General features: G+C 60.7%; 10 protein-coding genes, 3 tRNA genes and 2 pseudogenes. 6 read left to right on the top strand and 9 right to left on the bottom strand.

All coding sequences use genetic code 11. From position 1 onward, the window contains the following. The first annotated feature begins 103 nt into the window (after positions 1-103). The 3 genes from USDA257_RS18355 (at position 104) to lexA (ending at position 1,534) form a co-directional block, all read left to right on the top strand. Positions 104-179: transfer RNA gene (locus USDA257_RS18355), tRNA-Ala, on the top strand. Between the two features lie 234 nt (positions 180-413). Continuing rightward, positions 414-581, top strand: a complete 168-nt coding sequence (locus USDA257_RS37180) for a hypothetical protein (protein WP_014764444.1) — start codon at positions 414-416, stop codon at positions 579-581. A 242-nt stretch (positions 582-823) separates the two neighbouring features. Then, on the top strand, positions 824-1,534 hold the full coding sequence (gene lexA, locus USDA257_RS18350) for a transcriptional repressor LexA (protein ID WP_041415398.1): 711 nt from the start codon (positions 824-826) through the stop codon (positions 1,532-1,534). A gap of 442 nt (positions 1,535-1,976) precedes the next feature. Here lexA and USDA257_RS18345 read toward each other — a convergent pair. Beyond that, positions 1,977-2,050 (bottom strand) — tRNA-Cys (locus USDA257_RS18345). A gap of 172 nt (positions 2,051-2,222) precedes the next feature. Beyond that, positions 2,223-2,513, bottom strand: a complete 291-nt coding sequence (locus USDA257_RS18340; protein WP_041414389.1) for a hypothetical protein — start codon at positions 2,511-2,513, stop codon at positions 2,223-2,225. 140 nt (positions 2,514-2,653) lie between these two features. On the opposite strand from USDA257_RS18340, the gene USDA257_RS18335 reads away from it, so the two are divergent. Continuing rightward, positions 2,654-2,728 (top strand) — tRNA-Asn (locus USDA257_RS18335). Positions 2,729-2,899: 171 nt separating this feature from the next. Continuing rightward, positions 2,900-4,220: pseudogene (locus tag USDA257_RS38835) on the top strand (DUF6538 domain-containing protein). A 427-nt stretch (positions 4,221-4,647) separates the two neighbouring features. Here USDA257_RS38835 and USDA257_RS33225 read toward each other — a convergent pair. The 7 genes and pseudogenes from USDA257_RS33225 to USDA257_RS18295 all read right to left on the bottom strand — a co-directional run bounded on the left by USDA257_RS33225 (position 4,648) and on the right by USDA257_RS18295 (position 12,906). Continuing rightward, positions 4,648-5,220 carry a helix-turn-helix transcriptional regulator gene (locus USDA257_RS33225; RefSeq protein WP_014764440.1) on the bottom strand — a complete coding sequence of 191 codons (573 nt, stop codon included), beginning with the start codon at positions 5,218-5,220 and terminating at the stop codon, positions 4,648-4,650. A 16-nt stretch (positions 5,221-5,236) separates the two neighbouring features. Then, the gene (locus USDA257_RS18320; protein ID WP_014764439.1) at positions 5,237-6,109 is read right to left on the bottom strand and encodes a S1C family serine protease; all 873 of its coding nucleotides are present in this window, start codon (positions 6,107-6,109) and stop codon (positions 5,237-5,239) included. Positions 6,110-6,385: 276 nt separating this feature from the next. Beyond that, a complete protein-coding gene (locus USDA257_RS18315; RefSeq protein ID WP_014764438.1) occupies positions 6,386-6,937 on the bottom strand; it encodes a DUF4334 domain-containing protein in 552 nt (183 codons plus the stop codon). Then, positions 6,937-7,536 carry an SOS response-associated peptidase gene (locus tag USDA257_RS18310; RefSeq protein ID WP_014764437.1) on the bottom strand — a complete coding sequence of 200 codons (600 nt, stop codon included), beginning with the start codon at positions 7,534-7,536 and terminating at the stop codon, positions 6,937-6,939. Before USDA257_RS18310 ends, USDA257_RS18315 begins: the two co-directional genes overlap by 1 nt. Positions 7,537-8,057: 521 nt before the next feature. Beyond that, positions 8,058-8,738 (bottom strand): mechanosensitive ion channel family protein, encoded by a 681-nt coding sequence (locus USDA257_RS37915; RefSeq protein WP_231698941.1) that lies wholly within the window; start codon positions 8,736-8,738, stop codon positions 8,058-8,060. Positions 8,739-10,316: 1,578 nt separating this feature from the next. Beyond that, positions 10,317-11,899, bottom strand: a pseudogene (locus USDA257_RS18300) (MFS transporter); the annotation flags it as partial. After that, on the bottom strand, positions 11,896-12,906 hold the full coding sequence (locus USDA257_RS18295) for an HlyD family secretion protein (RefSeq protein ID WP_080605812.1): 1,011 nt from the start codon (positions 12,904-12,906) through the stop codon (positions 11,896-11,898). The gene USDA257_RS18295 and the pseudogene USDA257_RS18300, both read right to left, overlap by 4 nt. A 350-nt stretch (positions 12,907-13,256) precedes the next feature. Between USDA257_RS18295 and USDA257_RS36785 the strand changes: the two genes are divergently transcribed. Next, on the top strand, positions 13,257-13,445 hold the full coding sequence (locus USDA257_RS36785; RefSeq protein WP_161623532.1) for a TetR/AcrR family transcriptional regulator C-terminal domain-containing protein: 189 nt from the start codon (positions 13,257-13,259) through the stop codon (positions 13,443-13,445). Positions 13,446-13,598: the final 153 nt, after the last annotated feature.

Genomic DNA, 13,598 nt, shown 5'->3' with positions numbered 1-13,598 from the left:
CGCGTACCCTTCTCGACCCCAACTTTAGGAAAACATGCGGTCGTCCCGGCACAAGGATGGACTGGCGAAGGCGGTGAAATCCGCCTATATACTTTGGTTTGCTGGGGTCGTAGCTCAGTTGGGAGAGCGCCGCAATCGCACTGCGGAGGTCGAGGGTTCGACTCCCTTCGACTCCACCAGGATTTCCCTCGCCGGAACACCACCAGAAACTGCATTCGCGCCTCACCTGCCGCGATCGCCTGTCCCGAAAGTAAAGGAACGCCGGCCGGAGCCCTGGAGGGTGGTGGCACAGCGTTTACACGGACCGAAACGGGCTTCTGGCATCGGCCCTCGCTTGCCAAAGACCGTGATTTGAGAGAGACTTAGCTACTGGCATCATTGCATATCGGCAACTCCCGGAAGTGGAGAACATCATGCCCCTCAAATCTCTGATCGCCGTCACTGCAATCACGCTTCTCACACTTTCAGGATGCGCTTCGACGGGTGCAACGGGCAACACAACCTACACCCAATGGTACGGCCCCTATCCTGAACCTGATTTCGACGTTCTTAGCCCCGGCGGGTTGCGTCTCGCCTACTAGGAAGTGCTCGTCAGGCCGACGCGCAGGTCCCCCCGGACGAAGAGGACGTTCGCCCGAGGTGCGACGCTGCGCCGAAAGCGCCTCTCGCCAACACTTTGTCACTCCGGTCCGGCAATGCTCCCGGTTGCCGCGACGCGCCTCGACGCCCGGCTAAAGTTCACGGAATATTAAGTGCTTGCGGAACACATATGGAACGGATAGTTTCTGTTCTTGATTTGTTTCGCGAATCTGGAGTGACGCGCATGCTGACCCGCAAGCAACAGGAATTGCTTCTGTTCATTCACGAACGGATGAAGGAATCCGGGGTCCCGCCGTCCTTCGACGAGATGAAAGATGCGCTCGATCTCGCGTCGAAGTCGGGCATCCACCGGTTGATCACGGCGCTCGAGGAGCGCGGTTTCATTCGCCGGCTTCCCAATCGGGCCCGTGCGCTCGAGGTCATCAAACTGCCCGAGGCCTATTCGGCTCCCTCTCAGCCGCGACGCGGCTTCTCGCCGAGCGTCATCGAGGGCAGCCTGGGCAAGCCCCCGCTCGCGCCGAAGCCTGCGCCGACGCCGGTCGACAGCGCGTCCATGACGGTGCCCGTCATGGGGCGGATCGCCGCGGGCGTGCCGATTTCGGCCATTCAGAACAACACCCACGAAATTTCCGTACCGGTCGAGATGATCGGCAATGGCGAGCACTACGCGCTCGAAATCAAGGGCGATTCGATGATCGAGGCGGGCATCCTCGATGGGGATACGGTGATTATCCGAAACACGAGCACCGCCAGCCCGGGAGACATTGTCGTGGCGCTGATCGACGACGAGGAAGCAACCTTGAAGCGATTCCGCCGCAAGGGCGCATCGATCGCACTCGAGGCCGCGAATCCGGCTTACGAAACCCGGATATTCGGTCCCGACCGGGTAAAGATTCAGGGCAAACTCGTCGGCCTGATGCGGCGCTATCACTGAGCGGCTTGGGCAGTCTTGGCGACTTGCTAAGTGTTCGTCTGCCTCGGGCGCAAATAGCAGGGCCACCACCGAACTATCTTTTGCCTGGAACCGCTCACGTCCGGCAAGCCCCCGGTCGTTCCCACTGCCACAACAGACGGAACTTACCTCCTTCGGCGCCGTCATTCGGCGAAAGTCGGAGGAAGCACATGGCAGAGGTCAGGAAATCCCCGGGGCGCGATCGTCGCCGCGTTGCTGCGGAACAGCCCTAGCTCACCGAAGAACAGGCTCGAAAGATCATCAAGGAAGCCGGCCATTCGCGCGCGAACGCGAACGCCATGGCGGAGAACGTCGAGAAGGCGTAGACCGGTGCGGGCGATAGGCCGACCCGGCGTTTTCGAATGTCCGGCCTTCGGCGCGATTCAAACCGATCGCGCTGAGCGGTGATATTTAGGGAATTGTTTGGAGGCCTCGCCCGGAATTGAACCGGGGTACAAGGATTTGCAGTCCTCTGCGTCACCACTCCGCCACGAGGCCTCTCGTGCTCGGAAAATCGAGCGATGGCGGGCGTTTAAAACGAATCCATGTGGAGCGCAAGAGGGAGAGGTCTAAAAAGGACATTCGCAAATAGCTTTGAACAGCCTGCAAGGCGGCACCGTTGGTGCCTGCGATTTATGGCGTTTCAATCGGCGTCGCTGCGGAGCGTGGCCTACTTCCCCGATGAATTCTGCGTTCCCCGTCGACGGGCCCACCAGACGGCGAGCTTGCGGCGGGCACGGCGCACTGCAGGAATGTCGTGGGACAGGACGAGCAAGCCGAGCGGAACCATCCAGAAGCCGAGGACCGGCAGAAAGCCGAGCAGACCGCAAACAACAAGTAGCGAGCCGATCAAAATCCGCAATACAGGCGAGTCGGGCAACGGGATCCGCCACTTGCCGAGCACGATTTGACGCGTTTGCGGATCGATGCCGAAGTACCTCTTCTTGCCGCCGTTCGTCATCACGCCTCTTTCATCCAACTTCCCAACAGTTGGTGCTTTCTCCACAGGCCCGCAACCGGCACCGTAGATTTTTTTGAAAAACCGCTTGGCAAATCGACAAAGCATTTGTATTAGCAGCCTCACTTCTGCGGCGCAGATGATCCCTGGTAGCTCAGCGGTAGAGCACTCGACTGTTAATCGATAGGTCGCCGGTTCGAATCCGGCCCGGGGAGCCAGTTTCAGAAAAGGCCTGCACCTCATAGTGCAGGCCTTTTTAATTTGCATCTTCAAAGACTTACCGTGACATGCGTACGCGTGAAGCCCCGTGGAGTACGATTAGATTTTTCCATTCTGGGTACTTTTTGGGTACTTTTAGGCCTACAAAGGCAGTGGAGAACCGGCATCCGATGAGGTCGGATGATTTTTCACGTTACGTTGTGAAACATCCAGCGAGCGGCATCTACCGCTACTATCGCCGTGTTCCGACCGTTGTCGCCCATCTCGATAAGCGGGCCCACGTTAAGAAGTCGCTGAAGACGAAGGACCTGAAGACGGCCTTGGAGCGGGCAGAGCAAGTGCACGAGGCGGCTGAGAACTTCTGGCGCGCGCTTCTCGCCGGAAATAATAACGAGCATGCTTTCGCGCGCTACTAGGCGGCGGTTAAAATCGTTCACTCCCTCGGCTATACCTACATGCCCGCCGCCGAACTGGCGACGATGCCCTATGCCGATTTGCACGAGCGCCTCTCGATCGCGAGAGAGCACCCAGCAGTCGAGGCGGCGATCCTCGGCCTTGTCGATGAGCCCTCACCGCGCCTCAGCAACATTTGGGCACTCTACGAACGTCATAATGCGGGCGGCCTCACTGGAATGTCCAGAGATCAGCTAAGGAAGCATAGGACGTCGCGCGAGCGGGCGATCCGCTACGCGATCGAAGAGCTCGGCGACATGGAGTTAGCGATCATTCGCAGGAAGGATGTCCTGAGGCTTCGCGATTGGTGGACGACCAAGATTGCTAAGGAGGGCCTGACCGCCTACAGCGCGAACCGCTGCTTCAGCGACATAATGGGTATGCTGTCGGTGACCGACAATGCGTTGCATAGCGATTTTCATTTGCCATGGGAAAAGACGCATCAAGGAAACGAACGCGACCAAGCTGAACAGGCGCCCCCCTTCCCCATTTCCTGGATTCGTCAGAAAATTTTGGCACCAGGCGCGCTCGACGCGATGAATGACGACGCTCGCTATATCGTCTATGCGATGGTGGAGACTGGCCTGCGCCTCGGAGAGGTCTGTAATCTGCGGCCGCAGGATATCCGCCTCGAAGATGACGTGCCGCATGTCGAGGTTGCCGATCGCGAGGATCGGCGTCAAAAAACCGAGTATTCGATTCGCCGCATTCCGCTCGTCGGGGTGTCGCTCTGGGCAATGAACCGCCGTCCCCAAGGATTCAAACGCTACCAGGACAAGGCCGATCACGCCTCGGCGCTGATCAACAAGGTCGTGCGAGGCGCATCGCTGATGCCGTCCGCCGACCATACGATCTATTCGATGCGGCACAGTTTCCAGGATCGCATTGAGAATGTTGGCTGCTCGGATCGCATGCAGGCCGACCTGATGGGACACGAGTTCGGCCGCCCAACCTATGGCGACGGCGCCGACATGATGCGCCGGAAGAAGCTCCTCGAGGTTAATCATGTTCGACTGGCCCCAAGTGGCCGGTGTATAATTTCGGCTGTATAGGCGGTTCATTGTTAGACGTGTGTCAGGTAAACGTTTCCTTCGTCGCATAGCCCGTCTTCCGCGCTCGACCCGTTGCGGACTACGGTGCGTACGCGATGAACGGCTCGATTGAGCCCTTTGAAGACCTTGGCAGGGCCGATGAGACGTATCGACCGACCGCTGGGAGCCCGATCAGATATCGTCAACCAGGGCGAATGCTCGAGATCCTTGGTGCCAACGGCGCGAAGCGCGGCCAGTTCACGACCGCAACCTCCACTGCTGACAAGCCGGGGTGTTTGAGTTTCCGTGTGGGACTCATCAGCCGTCGATGGTGGGCGAATTGATCGTGCTGCCGGGCAGTTGAGCGGCGCGACCCCTATGACCCGAGGGCACCCTTGTGCTGCCGTTGCGGTTTCACACTTATTAGCTGAGCGTTATATGTAAAGCAGCCCTTGCCTCAGCGCTATGGCCACAGCGTCGGCGCGGTTCTGCGCATGAAGCTTGGCGAGCACTGCAGCGACGTGGAACTTCGCGGTATGCACCGAGATTTTGAGCTGGCGGGCGATCACCTTGTTCGAGGCCCCGTCAGCAAGCAGCGCAAGCGTTTCCAATTCGCGGGGGCTGAGTGACAGGTTGTGAGGCACGTCTCTCGGCAGCACTGCCTCCTCCGTATCAGCAGTCTCGATTGCATCTCCAGCATCAGCGACTGACAGGCGATATCCTGCCGCGACGACCGTCGTCGCGGCAGCGATGAGCGCAGCATCCGCGGCATGCGGCAGCACAGCATGGATGTTGCCAGCCGAGGCTGCTGCACCAAGCACGATATGCGGCGTTGCCACGTCGAGAGGTTCGCCATCGGTCACGACCACATCGAAATCCTCCGGCTGCTCGATATCGAAAGACGTCGCTACGGCCACATGACCGCGCTCCCCCAGAGCATGTTCCAATTCCTCCGTTTGCTCCGGATCGGAGAGGGCTATCATCACTGTCAGCGGGCGCTCAGCCATCCATCCTCACTGTCGCTCAGGAGCGCGGGCGTGCGCCGACGACGACGTCGAGATTTCGCGCCTCACCACCGCGCAATATTCCGAGGGCCACCGTTTTGCCGACACTATCGGGACCGATCTGGCGGATTAGGTCCCGCACGCCTTCCACCGTCTCGCCATTCCAGGACGTGATGATGTCGCCGAGCACCAGCCCAGCCTTCTCCGCCGGACTGCCCGCCTCGAGGCTCATCACCATTGCGCCCCGCGCCTTCTCCTGACGCACCGGGTGCAACCCTGCTCCGAGGTATCCGCGCGGCATATGTCCGTTTTCGGCGAGCGTTGCCGCGACCCGCTCGACCGTTTCGGCCGGAATGACAAGAGCGCGCCGGCCGGGGCCGAACAGGACGAGTCCGATGAAGCCACCCTCGGCATCGATCGCCGCGCCGCCCTCGGCGCGCGGATCGATGCTCGCGGAAATGCGGATGCGCCGGTCGATCAGGCCGCCACGCATGCTGCGCCAAGCGGGTCCGGCCTCGCTGACAATCCCGAAGCCGGCCAGTGTAGAAGCTTCCCCCCGGCCGACAGCGACGACAAGATTCCCTGCCTCCGTCCGCCCGGCACGTTTTAGAGCCGGCGCGCCATCAGGCACATCCGATTTCAGCACCGCGATCCCCGTCGTTGGATCGCGCCCGACGAATTCAGCCGCCGCGGAGTTGCCGGACGGCAAAGTTAGAGTGATACCTTCCTCGGTCTCGATCGCCTCGCTCGCGGCAACGAACAATCCTTCACGCCAATGGACGGCGCTCGAAGAATTATGGCGGCTGGCATGAACGGCGGCGATCCCCGGAGCGGTGGCGGCGACAAGGCCGGCGATCTCTCGGGAGAAGTCGGCAAGGCTGGCTTTCGGCATGGTCTTTCTCCTCAATCCATCTGAGGAATCTCGTCTATTTCACGACGCCGTCCAACTGGCCGCACGGCTAGGTTTGGCGCGAACTGCCCATCCGGGCAGGTCGCTCCACGCCGTGCTCCAGCACACATATAAGCATCGATCGCTCTGGGCTGTGGTGACGATTTATGACCGGCACCAGCATTGGCACCGGTGCCTTCAACCAGTGCATATCGTGAGTGAGTTCGCTTATCGCCCCCAGAAGTGCCGCCGCTAAGGCAGCAGCCGCTGTGACATACGCTAGGTGGCATTCGAAAGCGAAGGGCCAGGCTCCGTGACGCGCTCGAGCTGGAAGAAGAAATGCCCGTCGTGTCCCTGTATGCTCATGACCCCTATCAACCTGTCAGTGTCGATCTTTCTGAAATGATCAGCAACAGGCTTACTGTCATAGACCATTGCCGCGCTGACCTCGCCGCGGAAGCGTATCATTCGCAACGAAGCGACTGGACCCGTCGCGCGCAGATGCTTGATCAGGTGGGAGAACAGAGTCCTCGCCGCTTCGGTACGGCCCAACCGATGGAAGCGAAAGGCAAGCCCCAGCGGGACTGGAGACGGATCGATCGGCACGAGACTGCAGCCATCTTTCTTGAACAATAGGGCGTCGGCGCGCATGTCGGCGCGGAAACGCTTCCCGTACCATCCCAGATTTTCGAGCACGCCATCGAACGGATGCCCCGTCGAGATTTCGCTTCCCTTCCAAAGGCCGACCAGTTCGACCGCAGGCACCGGATGCAGCCGGTCGAAATATGCGAAGGCCGCCTCTTCGGATGGGAATGTCAATCGGTCGATCATCAATCGCTGCCTGACCTGACCTCCTCGACGTGGAGGCTTCCCTCGGGAAGCGGCCGGAGAAGCTCCTTTTCCGGCTTCGACAGGTCGAGCCAGCGCTTCCAATCCGGCGGGCGCAGAACGACGATCTGGCGATTGTGGATAGGCGCGACATCAGGTCCGGGTTCCGTGGTCAGCATTGTAAACGACGGGGGCTGGTTTCCCTGCCCTTCCCGCCAGAGTCCGGCAATCGCCATGAAAGGCGCGTCGTTCAGTGTGAATCGATGCTTGGCCTTCGGATACTTTGTACCGGTGAACTCGAAGAAGGCGGACGCCGGTATGAGGCATCGCCTGCTCTCTGCAAAGCTGCGCCCCTCGCTCCGAAAGTTGAAGACCGGTCCGCCCTTGCGTCCTTCAGGCGGCGGGAAGCCGAACGTCATCGGCACGAGTTCGACCACGTTACCATCTGCAGCTCTCATTGCAGGTCCCGTATCGCCGATCCGGACGTCGCGCGCCTGTGGGAGGTCGAGTTCCGACTGATGCGGAGGCATGCCGAGCGCGAGCTCCTGCATCATTCTGCAGTATTCGGCATATCTGATGTGCTGCTCGTAGTCATTACACATGCGGCATCAACCTAGCGCTCGTGATCAGGACGTCCAGTACGTCTGATGACTGCAAGCAGAATGCCAGCGCGTGTCGGCCGACTTCCTGCTTTGCGCGCCATGAGCTATCATCAGCAGGCCGGTCGGTGAGCGCCTCGTTTCGACCGATTGTCGTCGTTGGCGTCCGGCGCGCCGAATGGCTCGATTGAGTGCGGGTAGCAGACGATTCAGACTGCTTGCACTGATCGAGTGTTCCTTGTTGATAGACCGCCGCCATTGCGGTTGCGCAGGGCAGTGTAGTGAGCACCGATCGCCATCGCGAGTTGTCGGGCGATGAGAAGCCCGAGGCCGGTTTCACCGGTATCACGGTTGCGGGATTGCTCCAACCGGTAGAAGCGCTTCCACCTGGGTTTCCGAAATACTAGGGGCCGCGATCGAGCACCCTTGATGAGCACGGTCTCATCCGCGAACGCTGCATCGGAAATCTGCCGGTCATAAGCATTCGCAAGGGCTTGCGGCGACGGGCGGCTTGAGCGCTGTGGCTAGGCATCTAAGGCCGCTTGCTCGGTCTGCGGCGGTGGTTTGATGAGATCAAGCCCCTTCTGCGCGACCGCGCTGCTTGCGTCCCCGCCGCCGGCGACGGAGACAGTCGGAACGGCAAATTTGATCCCTTTGGCATCGAAGGCCTTTTTGATCAAAGCATAGGCACGGCGACGGATCACCGCCTGCTCGCCCGGCTTTGTCATGATCTTCATGCGAATCTGAATAGCGAAATCGCCAAACTGCTCGACGCCCTGCATCTTCAAAGTTTCCATGATGCTCGGCGCGATTTCCTCATCTGTCAGCAGCTGCTTGCCAACCTGCTTGACAGTATTTTTTACGACGTCCAAGTCGGTATTGTAGGTGACGCTCACCATGATCTTGTCGATTGCCCAATCACGCGAATAGTTGGTGATCTTGTCGAGCGAGCCGAACGGGATCGTATGGAGCGCACCACGATGATGCCTGATCTTTATCGAGCGCAACGAAAAGGATTCGACGGTGCCTTTGATACTGCCGCTCTCAATGTATTCGCCGACCCGAAAGGCGTCGTCGAGGAGGAAGAACATTCCGGAGATAATGTCTTTGACCAGCGTCTGGGCACCGAAACCAACAGCAAGCCCGACGACACCTGCGCCGGCGATAAGCGGACCAATCTCCACGCCCAGACTGGAAAGCGCCATCAGTATGGCCATTGCGAGCAGCACGACAAACAATACATTGCGAAGGACGGGAAGTAATGTGCGAAGCCTAGCACTTCGTCGCAACTCGTCGGGGTCGACCGCGTCGCCCACCGCTGTCTGCATCAGCTTGCGATCTATCCATGTACTCGTCATCCGCCATGTAAAATCGGCCAGCAGAATGACGACAAAGGCATTCAGGAGCCCTCGAATCAAATGGGTTGCCATGGTGTCCCTGGCCGCCAGTGTGCCGAAGTCGAGTCCAAGCAGCGATGCAATGAGGTAAGCGCCTCCGATCAGCAGCAGAGAGCGGAGACCGCGTTCCAATGCTGCCCCAGCGAGCGAAGGTACACCTTCATTAGCGGCGATCGTGCCCGGCGGACGCATAATATGGTCTATTGAGAGCCTCACGCAGGAAATCGCAATCGGCAAAACCAGAAGCACCACCCCAATGTAAAACGTGGCGGCAACGCCGGACAGCGCGACCAACCAGTTGGCGATTATATAGAGCGTCCCAAGGACGGTACTGACGCGGTGTCGGCGGCTCACCATATCGACACCGTCGAATGTTGGACAGCGCCAAAGTGCGACGAGGGCCAGCCCGAACAGGATCAAACCCGATGCAAGCGCAACGATGTATGTGGCCTCATGTCCTACTCCGAGCATCGGCAACAGCTGATAGGTGAAGTGCCCAAATGCGAAGAGGCCAACCAGTACTGCCGACCAGAAAAACCAGAAGCGAGCGGTGACTGTCGCCACAGGCATCAGCCGAAACCGTTCAGCGCCGGGAGCAAGCACGATCCGCCCTACAACCAATGTCAAACGGACGGCCAGGAAGACGAGAAGATAAGCGAGGACGCTGTGCTGCAGTAACGGTGGCCAGTCGAACAGCAGGAAGGCGCCAACACTTCCGACTGCAAAGGCCAGAAGGACGCCAAGGCCGTAGAGGATACGCAATCCCGCAGCCCGCAATCGATCGTCGACGGTATCCAGATGTGTCACGATCATCCGGTCGCGGAAGCCAGATGTGGCGTGCCAATAGAGCCACTCCAAACCGAACCCCAGCGTCGCAAAAAAGACCAGCGGCAGAATGGCGGCGAAGGATCCCTGTCCCCTCATCTCGGTCATCAAAGCGACACGCGCTCGATGGAGTTCGGCGGGCAGTGTCGGAATGGCGGTCGCCATGTCGTGAACGAAGGAGCGTACTGCATTCAGCCGGCCAACGATGATCTCGCGGGCGTTGGCGGCTTCGGCCGAACTTTGCTCTTCGACCGGGCGGTTCCCCGTTTGAGACTGAAGCCATGTTTGAATGTCGGGGCGTTGCAAGAGATCGAGAAGCTGTCGCAAATCTTCCGGAGGTAGCGCGGCAACGGATGTCGGCTGCCCGACCGGATTGCGGTCGGTTTGGGCCAAGGCTGGTTGGCACGGCATCAGTAGAGCGAAGATGAGTAGCAACAAGCAGGGATTGATGGAACGCTCCTTGGCCCGTTCACCGTATTTACCGGTCCGAACGGCGGTCCACAGCAACTCTTGGCGTACATTCTCCAAAAAAGCCGCATAGTTCTCACGAGACTCCTTGGTCTTGAGCAACCGCGCAGCGCGCACTTTCGCTAGTCCGATCTTGATTGCGACGAGGATGGGCGCGGCTATGACAAACAGCAGCGCGACAGCGTTGAACGCCGTGTCGAAGGCAATCACGGTGGACTGACCTGTCACGACCCGGCCGAGAAGGCTGGTCGCTGCCCGGCCAGCGGCCGCGGCGTCCATGCCTTTGGCCGTCAGCATCGCGGTCGTCGTCGCCAGCCGCTCGATGACCGCGGGGCCTCCTGCGGTGACGTTGGCACCGAGGACCGCGACATTGGCGACGACATTATGGTCGATCAGCGTCTGGAGTGCGGCCACTCCGATAAGCCCACCCAGCTGACGGCCGGTATTGAAGAGGCCGATGCCGGAGGCGAGATTTCGGTTGTTGAGGTTGCCGAAAGCGATCAGCGTGATCGACAGAAACAGGAAGCCAAGGCCGAGGCCGCGCAGCAGGATTGCTGCCATCATGTCGTCCGCGCCGCTTTCGCTGGTCGATCCGGACAGCATCCACATCGCGACCATGATCATCAGGATGCCGAACGGCACCGTGGCGAACGGCGGAACGCGGCGCACCTGCATGAGAAAGGCGGCAAGAGAAGTGCGCCGACGAAAAGCGCGCCACTCGGCAACAGCAGCTGGCCGGCATCGGTCGGCGTGAACGCCAGGACGGACACGGCAAAGGACGGGATCAGGAAGGCGCTCCCGAACAATGCGGCGCCGGCGACGAAACTGACGATCAGGGCGAAGCAGAAATCGTCCGATTGGAACAGGGTGAAGTCGAGCAGGCCCTCGCCCTTGGCCAATGCTTGTTGGCCGAGAAAGGCCAGCAGGGTGGCGGCGCCGATCACCGTCAGCCACAGGATGCGAGGTTCCTCGAACCAGTCCCATCGGCTGCCCTGGCTGAGAACGTAGGTGAAGCAGAACAGCGTGACGCAGATCAGCGAGAAGCCGATCCAATCAAACGGACGCTGCGCGGTGTTGGTGGGCATCGGGCCGTCGGCGATCAGCAGAAGTCCGGCAGCCGCGAGCGCCAGCGGAACGACACTGAAGAAGATCCATGTCCAGGATTGGCTGTCGATCAACCACCCCTGAAGGGCAGGCGCAATGGTCGCGGGGGCGACAACCGATCCCATCGCGAACAGGGCTTGAAGGATCGGTTGGCGGGACCGCGGATAGGCGAGGAAAATGATCGCCTGGCCACCGACAAGCAGGATGCCGCCGGCGAAGCCCTGGATAATTCGAAGCGCGACCAGCAGGTCCAGCCGGGCGGTGACGGCGGCAATGCCGCACGCCATGCCCATGGCGAGCGTTGCGCCGATGATCAGGCTCAGCGGACGGACTCGGTTCATCAGCCCGGGGGCGGCGATGAAGCCGATGAGCTTGAGAGCGGTGTATCCGATATCCAGCCAGGCGAACTCGTCAGGCGTTGCATAGGTGTCGCCGATGATGTCGGCGCGCCCGAGCGACAGGACGGTGCTGGCGATCGCCTCGGTCAGCGTGGCCAGCACTATGCCCGCCACAAGCAGGGCGCCGGCCGTCGATCCGTCGCGGCTCGGCGTGGCAGTGACGACCCTGGTCATGAGCCGCCTCCCGGCGCGATCTCGACACGCGCGGACAAGCCGGGCACGAGGCGGCCGGGCAACGGATTGCTGGCAAACCTGATCTTCACCGGAACGCGCTGGACGACGCGAACGAAGTTGCCGGTGGCATTGTCCGTCGGCAGCAAGCTGAAGGCGGAGCCGCTACCGGGCGCAAAGCTGTCGACCACGCCTTCAAGCGCCCCGTTCGGATAGCCGTCGATGGTGATACGGACGCGCTGGCCGGGCCGGATATGTTCGAGCTGGGTTTCCTTGAAATTCGCCACGACCCAGACATCGTTGATCGGAACGATGTCGAGCAAGGCGGCGCCCGGCGCAACGAGCCGGCCGATGCGGACCTGACGGTTGCCGATAACGCCGCCGACAGGCGCGCGTACCACGGTGCTGTCGAGATCGATCTGGGCAAGATCGCGCGCCGCCTCTGCCTGCGCCACGGCGGCAACGGCCGCTTCGCGCTGGGCGGCTAGGACGGCCATGCGCTGCTGCTGCGCCTCTACCGTCGCGGAGGCGGCCGACACGTTCGCCTCGGCTCTCGATCGCGCCGCGTCGCTTTCATCGACATGGGCCTGGCTGATGGTGTTGCTGCGGATCAGTTCGCGGCGGCGCTCGTAGGCCTTGGTCGCCAGATTCATCTCGGCCACGGCCGACCGTCTCTGGGCCTCCGCCTGCCGGATGAGCGCATGCTGAAGCTTTGTCTCCGCATCGACATTGACGAGCCGAGCCGCCGCCGCCTCGACGTTGGCGACCGCTTGCGCAAGCCGTGCCCGGTAGTCGCGATCGTCGATCCGGAACAGGACGTCGCCCGCCTGGACGGCTTGGTTGTCCTTGATATCTACCGCCGTGACGTAACCCGCAACCTTCGGAGCGAGCGAGGTCACATCGCCGCGGACGTAAGCGTTGTCGGTCGACGCCTCGCCGCTCGAGCGAGCCTTGGCCCATCCGCCAGCCACGACCACCACGGCGCCGAGGCACAGCAGCAAGCCGATCATCTTTTTCTTGTTCAGTTGCGCCACGACGACCTCCAATTCCGATGATATTGCGCATTGTTTGCTCCATGCAGGCTGTGGCCGGCAATGACCAGAATGCGCCTATGCGTCCGGCGAACCCATTCTACCGAAGTCTCTGTGATGCGAGGGTAAGGTCTAGGTCGGATGCGCCCAGCGGATGGGGATCCTTATCGTGTCGCTAGTCAGCCAACGCCGGGAACGGGCACATGATCGCCGGAGCGCCCTGACCGAGCTGAAGCACAGCTTCCAAACGTGTGTTCCCGTGAAGCACTCGGAGAAAACGACCATCATGGCACGAGGGCAGAGCGCTTACAGCGTTTGGTCAGCATCTCATGGGCAACCGATTTCCTGATCTCGTGAAGTCGTTCTATGAGCAAGGACCGGGTTGGGCCACGTCGCGGCTCGCCGACGTCCTTGAAGTCGCCAGCGAACGAGGAGAAATTCGGACTGATGATTGCCTACGCCTGGCCGGGCACTTTGCAGGTATGAGCCGCGTCAACCTTGTTCAGGTTATTATTTGATTCCGCCCGCCGCTGTCGGAACGAAGCAGCACAGCAGGCGATCGTGCATGCTGTTTGGGCGCACAGTGGTGTTGCGCGTGAAGCTGCACTGCCACTTTATGGCGAGCGAGCACCGCAGCAATATGAGTAGCGAGGTCGCGCCGGCAGTGCCAA

Source organism: Sinorhizobium fredii USDA 257, from assembly GCF_000265205.3.
In the GTDB taxonomy this organism is placed as follows: Bacteria; Pseudomonadota; Alphaproteobacteria; order Rhizobiales; family Rhizobiaceae; genus Sinorhizobium; species Sinorhizobium fredii_B.
This window is presented reverse-complemented; position numbering and strand designations above follow the sequence as displayed.

What these genes read in the sequence shown, in the direction of transcription:
- lexA (WP_041415398.1), top strand. Translation starts at nt 824, where the DNA reads ATGCTGACCCGCAAGCAACAGGAATTGCTTCTGTTCATTCACGAACGG.
- USDA257_RS33225 (WP_014764440.1), bottom strand. Translation starts at nt 5,220, where the DNA reads ATGGCTGAGCGCCCGCTGACAGTGATGATAGCCCTCTCCGATCCGGAG.
- USDA257_RS18315 (WP_014764438.1), bottom strand. Translation starts at nt 6,937, where the DNA reads ATGATCGACCGATTGACATTCCCATCCGAAGAGGCGGCCTTCGCATAT.
- USDA257_RS18320 (WP_014764439.1), bottom strand. Translation starts at nt 6,109, where the DNA reads ATGCCGAAAGCCAGCCTTGCCGACTTCTCCCGAGAGATCGCCGGCCTT.
- USDA257_RS18340 (WP_041414389.1), bottom strand. Translation starts at nt 2,513, where the DNA reads ATGACGAACGGCGGCAAGAAGAGGTACTTCGGCATCGATCCGCAAACG.
- USDA257_RS18310 (WP_014764437.1), bottom strand. Translation starts at nt 7,536, where the DNA reads ATGTGTAATGACTACGAGCAGCACATCAGATATGCCGAATACTGCAGA.
- USDA257_RS18295 (WP_080605812.1), bottom strand. Translation starts at nt 12,906, where the DNA reads ATGATCGGCTTGCTGCTGTGCCTCGGCGCCGTGGTGGTCGTGGCTGGC.
- USDA257_RS37915 (WP_231698941.1), bottom strand. Translation starts at nt 8,738, where the DNA reads ATGGCGCTTTCCAGTCTGGGCGTGGAGATTGGTCCGCTTATCGCCGGC.
- USDA257_RS37180 (WP_014764444.1), top strand. Translation starts at nt 414, where the DNA reads ATGCCCCTCAAATCTCTGATCGCCGTCACTGCAATCACGCTTCTCACA.
- USDA257_RS36785 (WP_161623532.1), top strand. Translation starts at nt 13,257, where the DNA reads ATGGGCAACCGATTTCCTGATCTCGTGAAGTCGTTCTATGAGCAAGGA.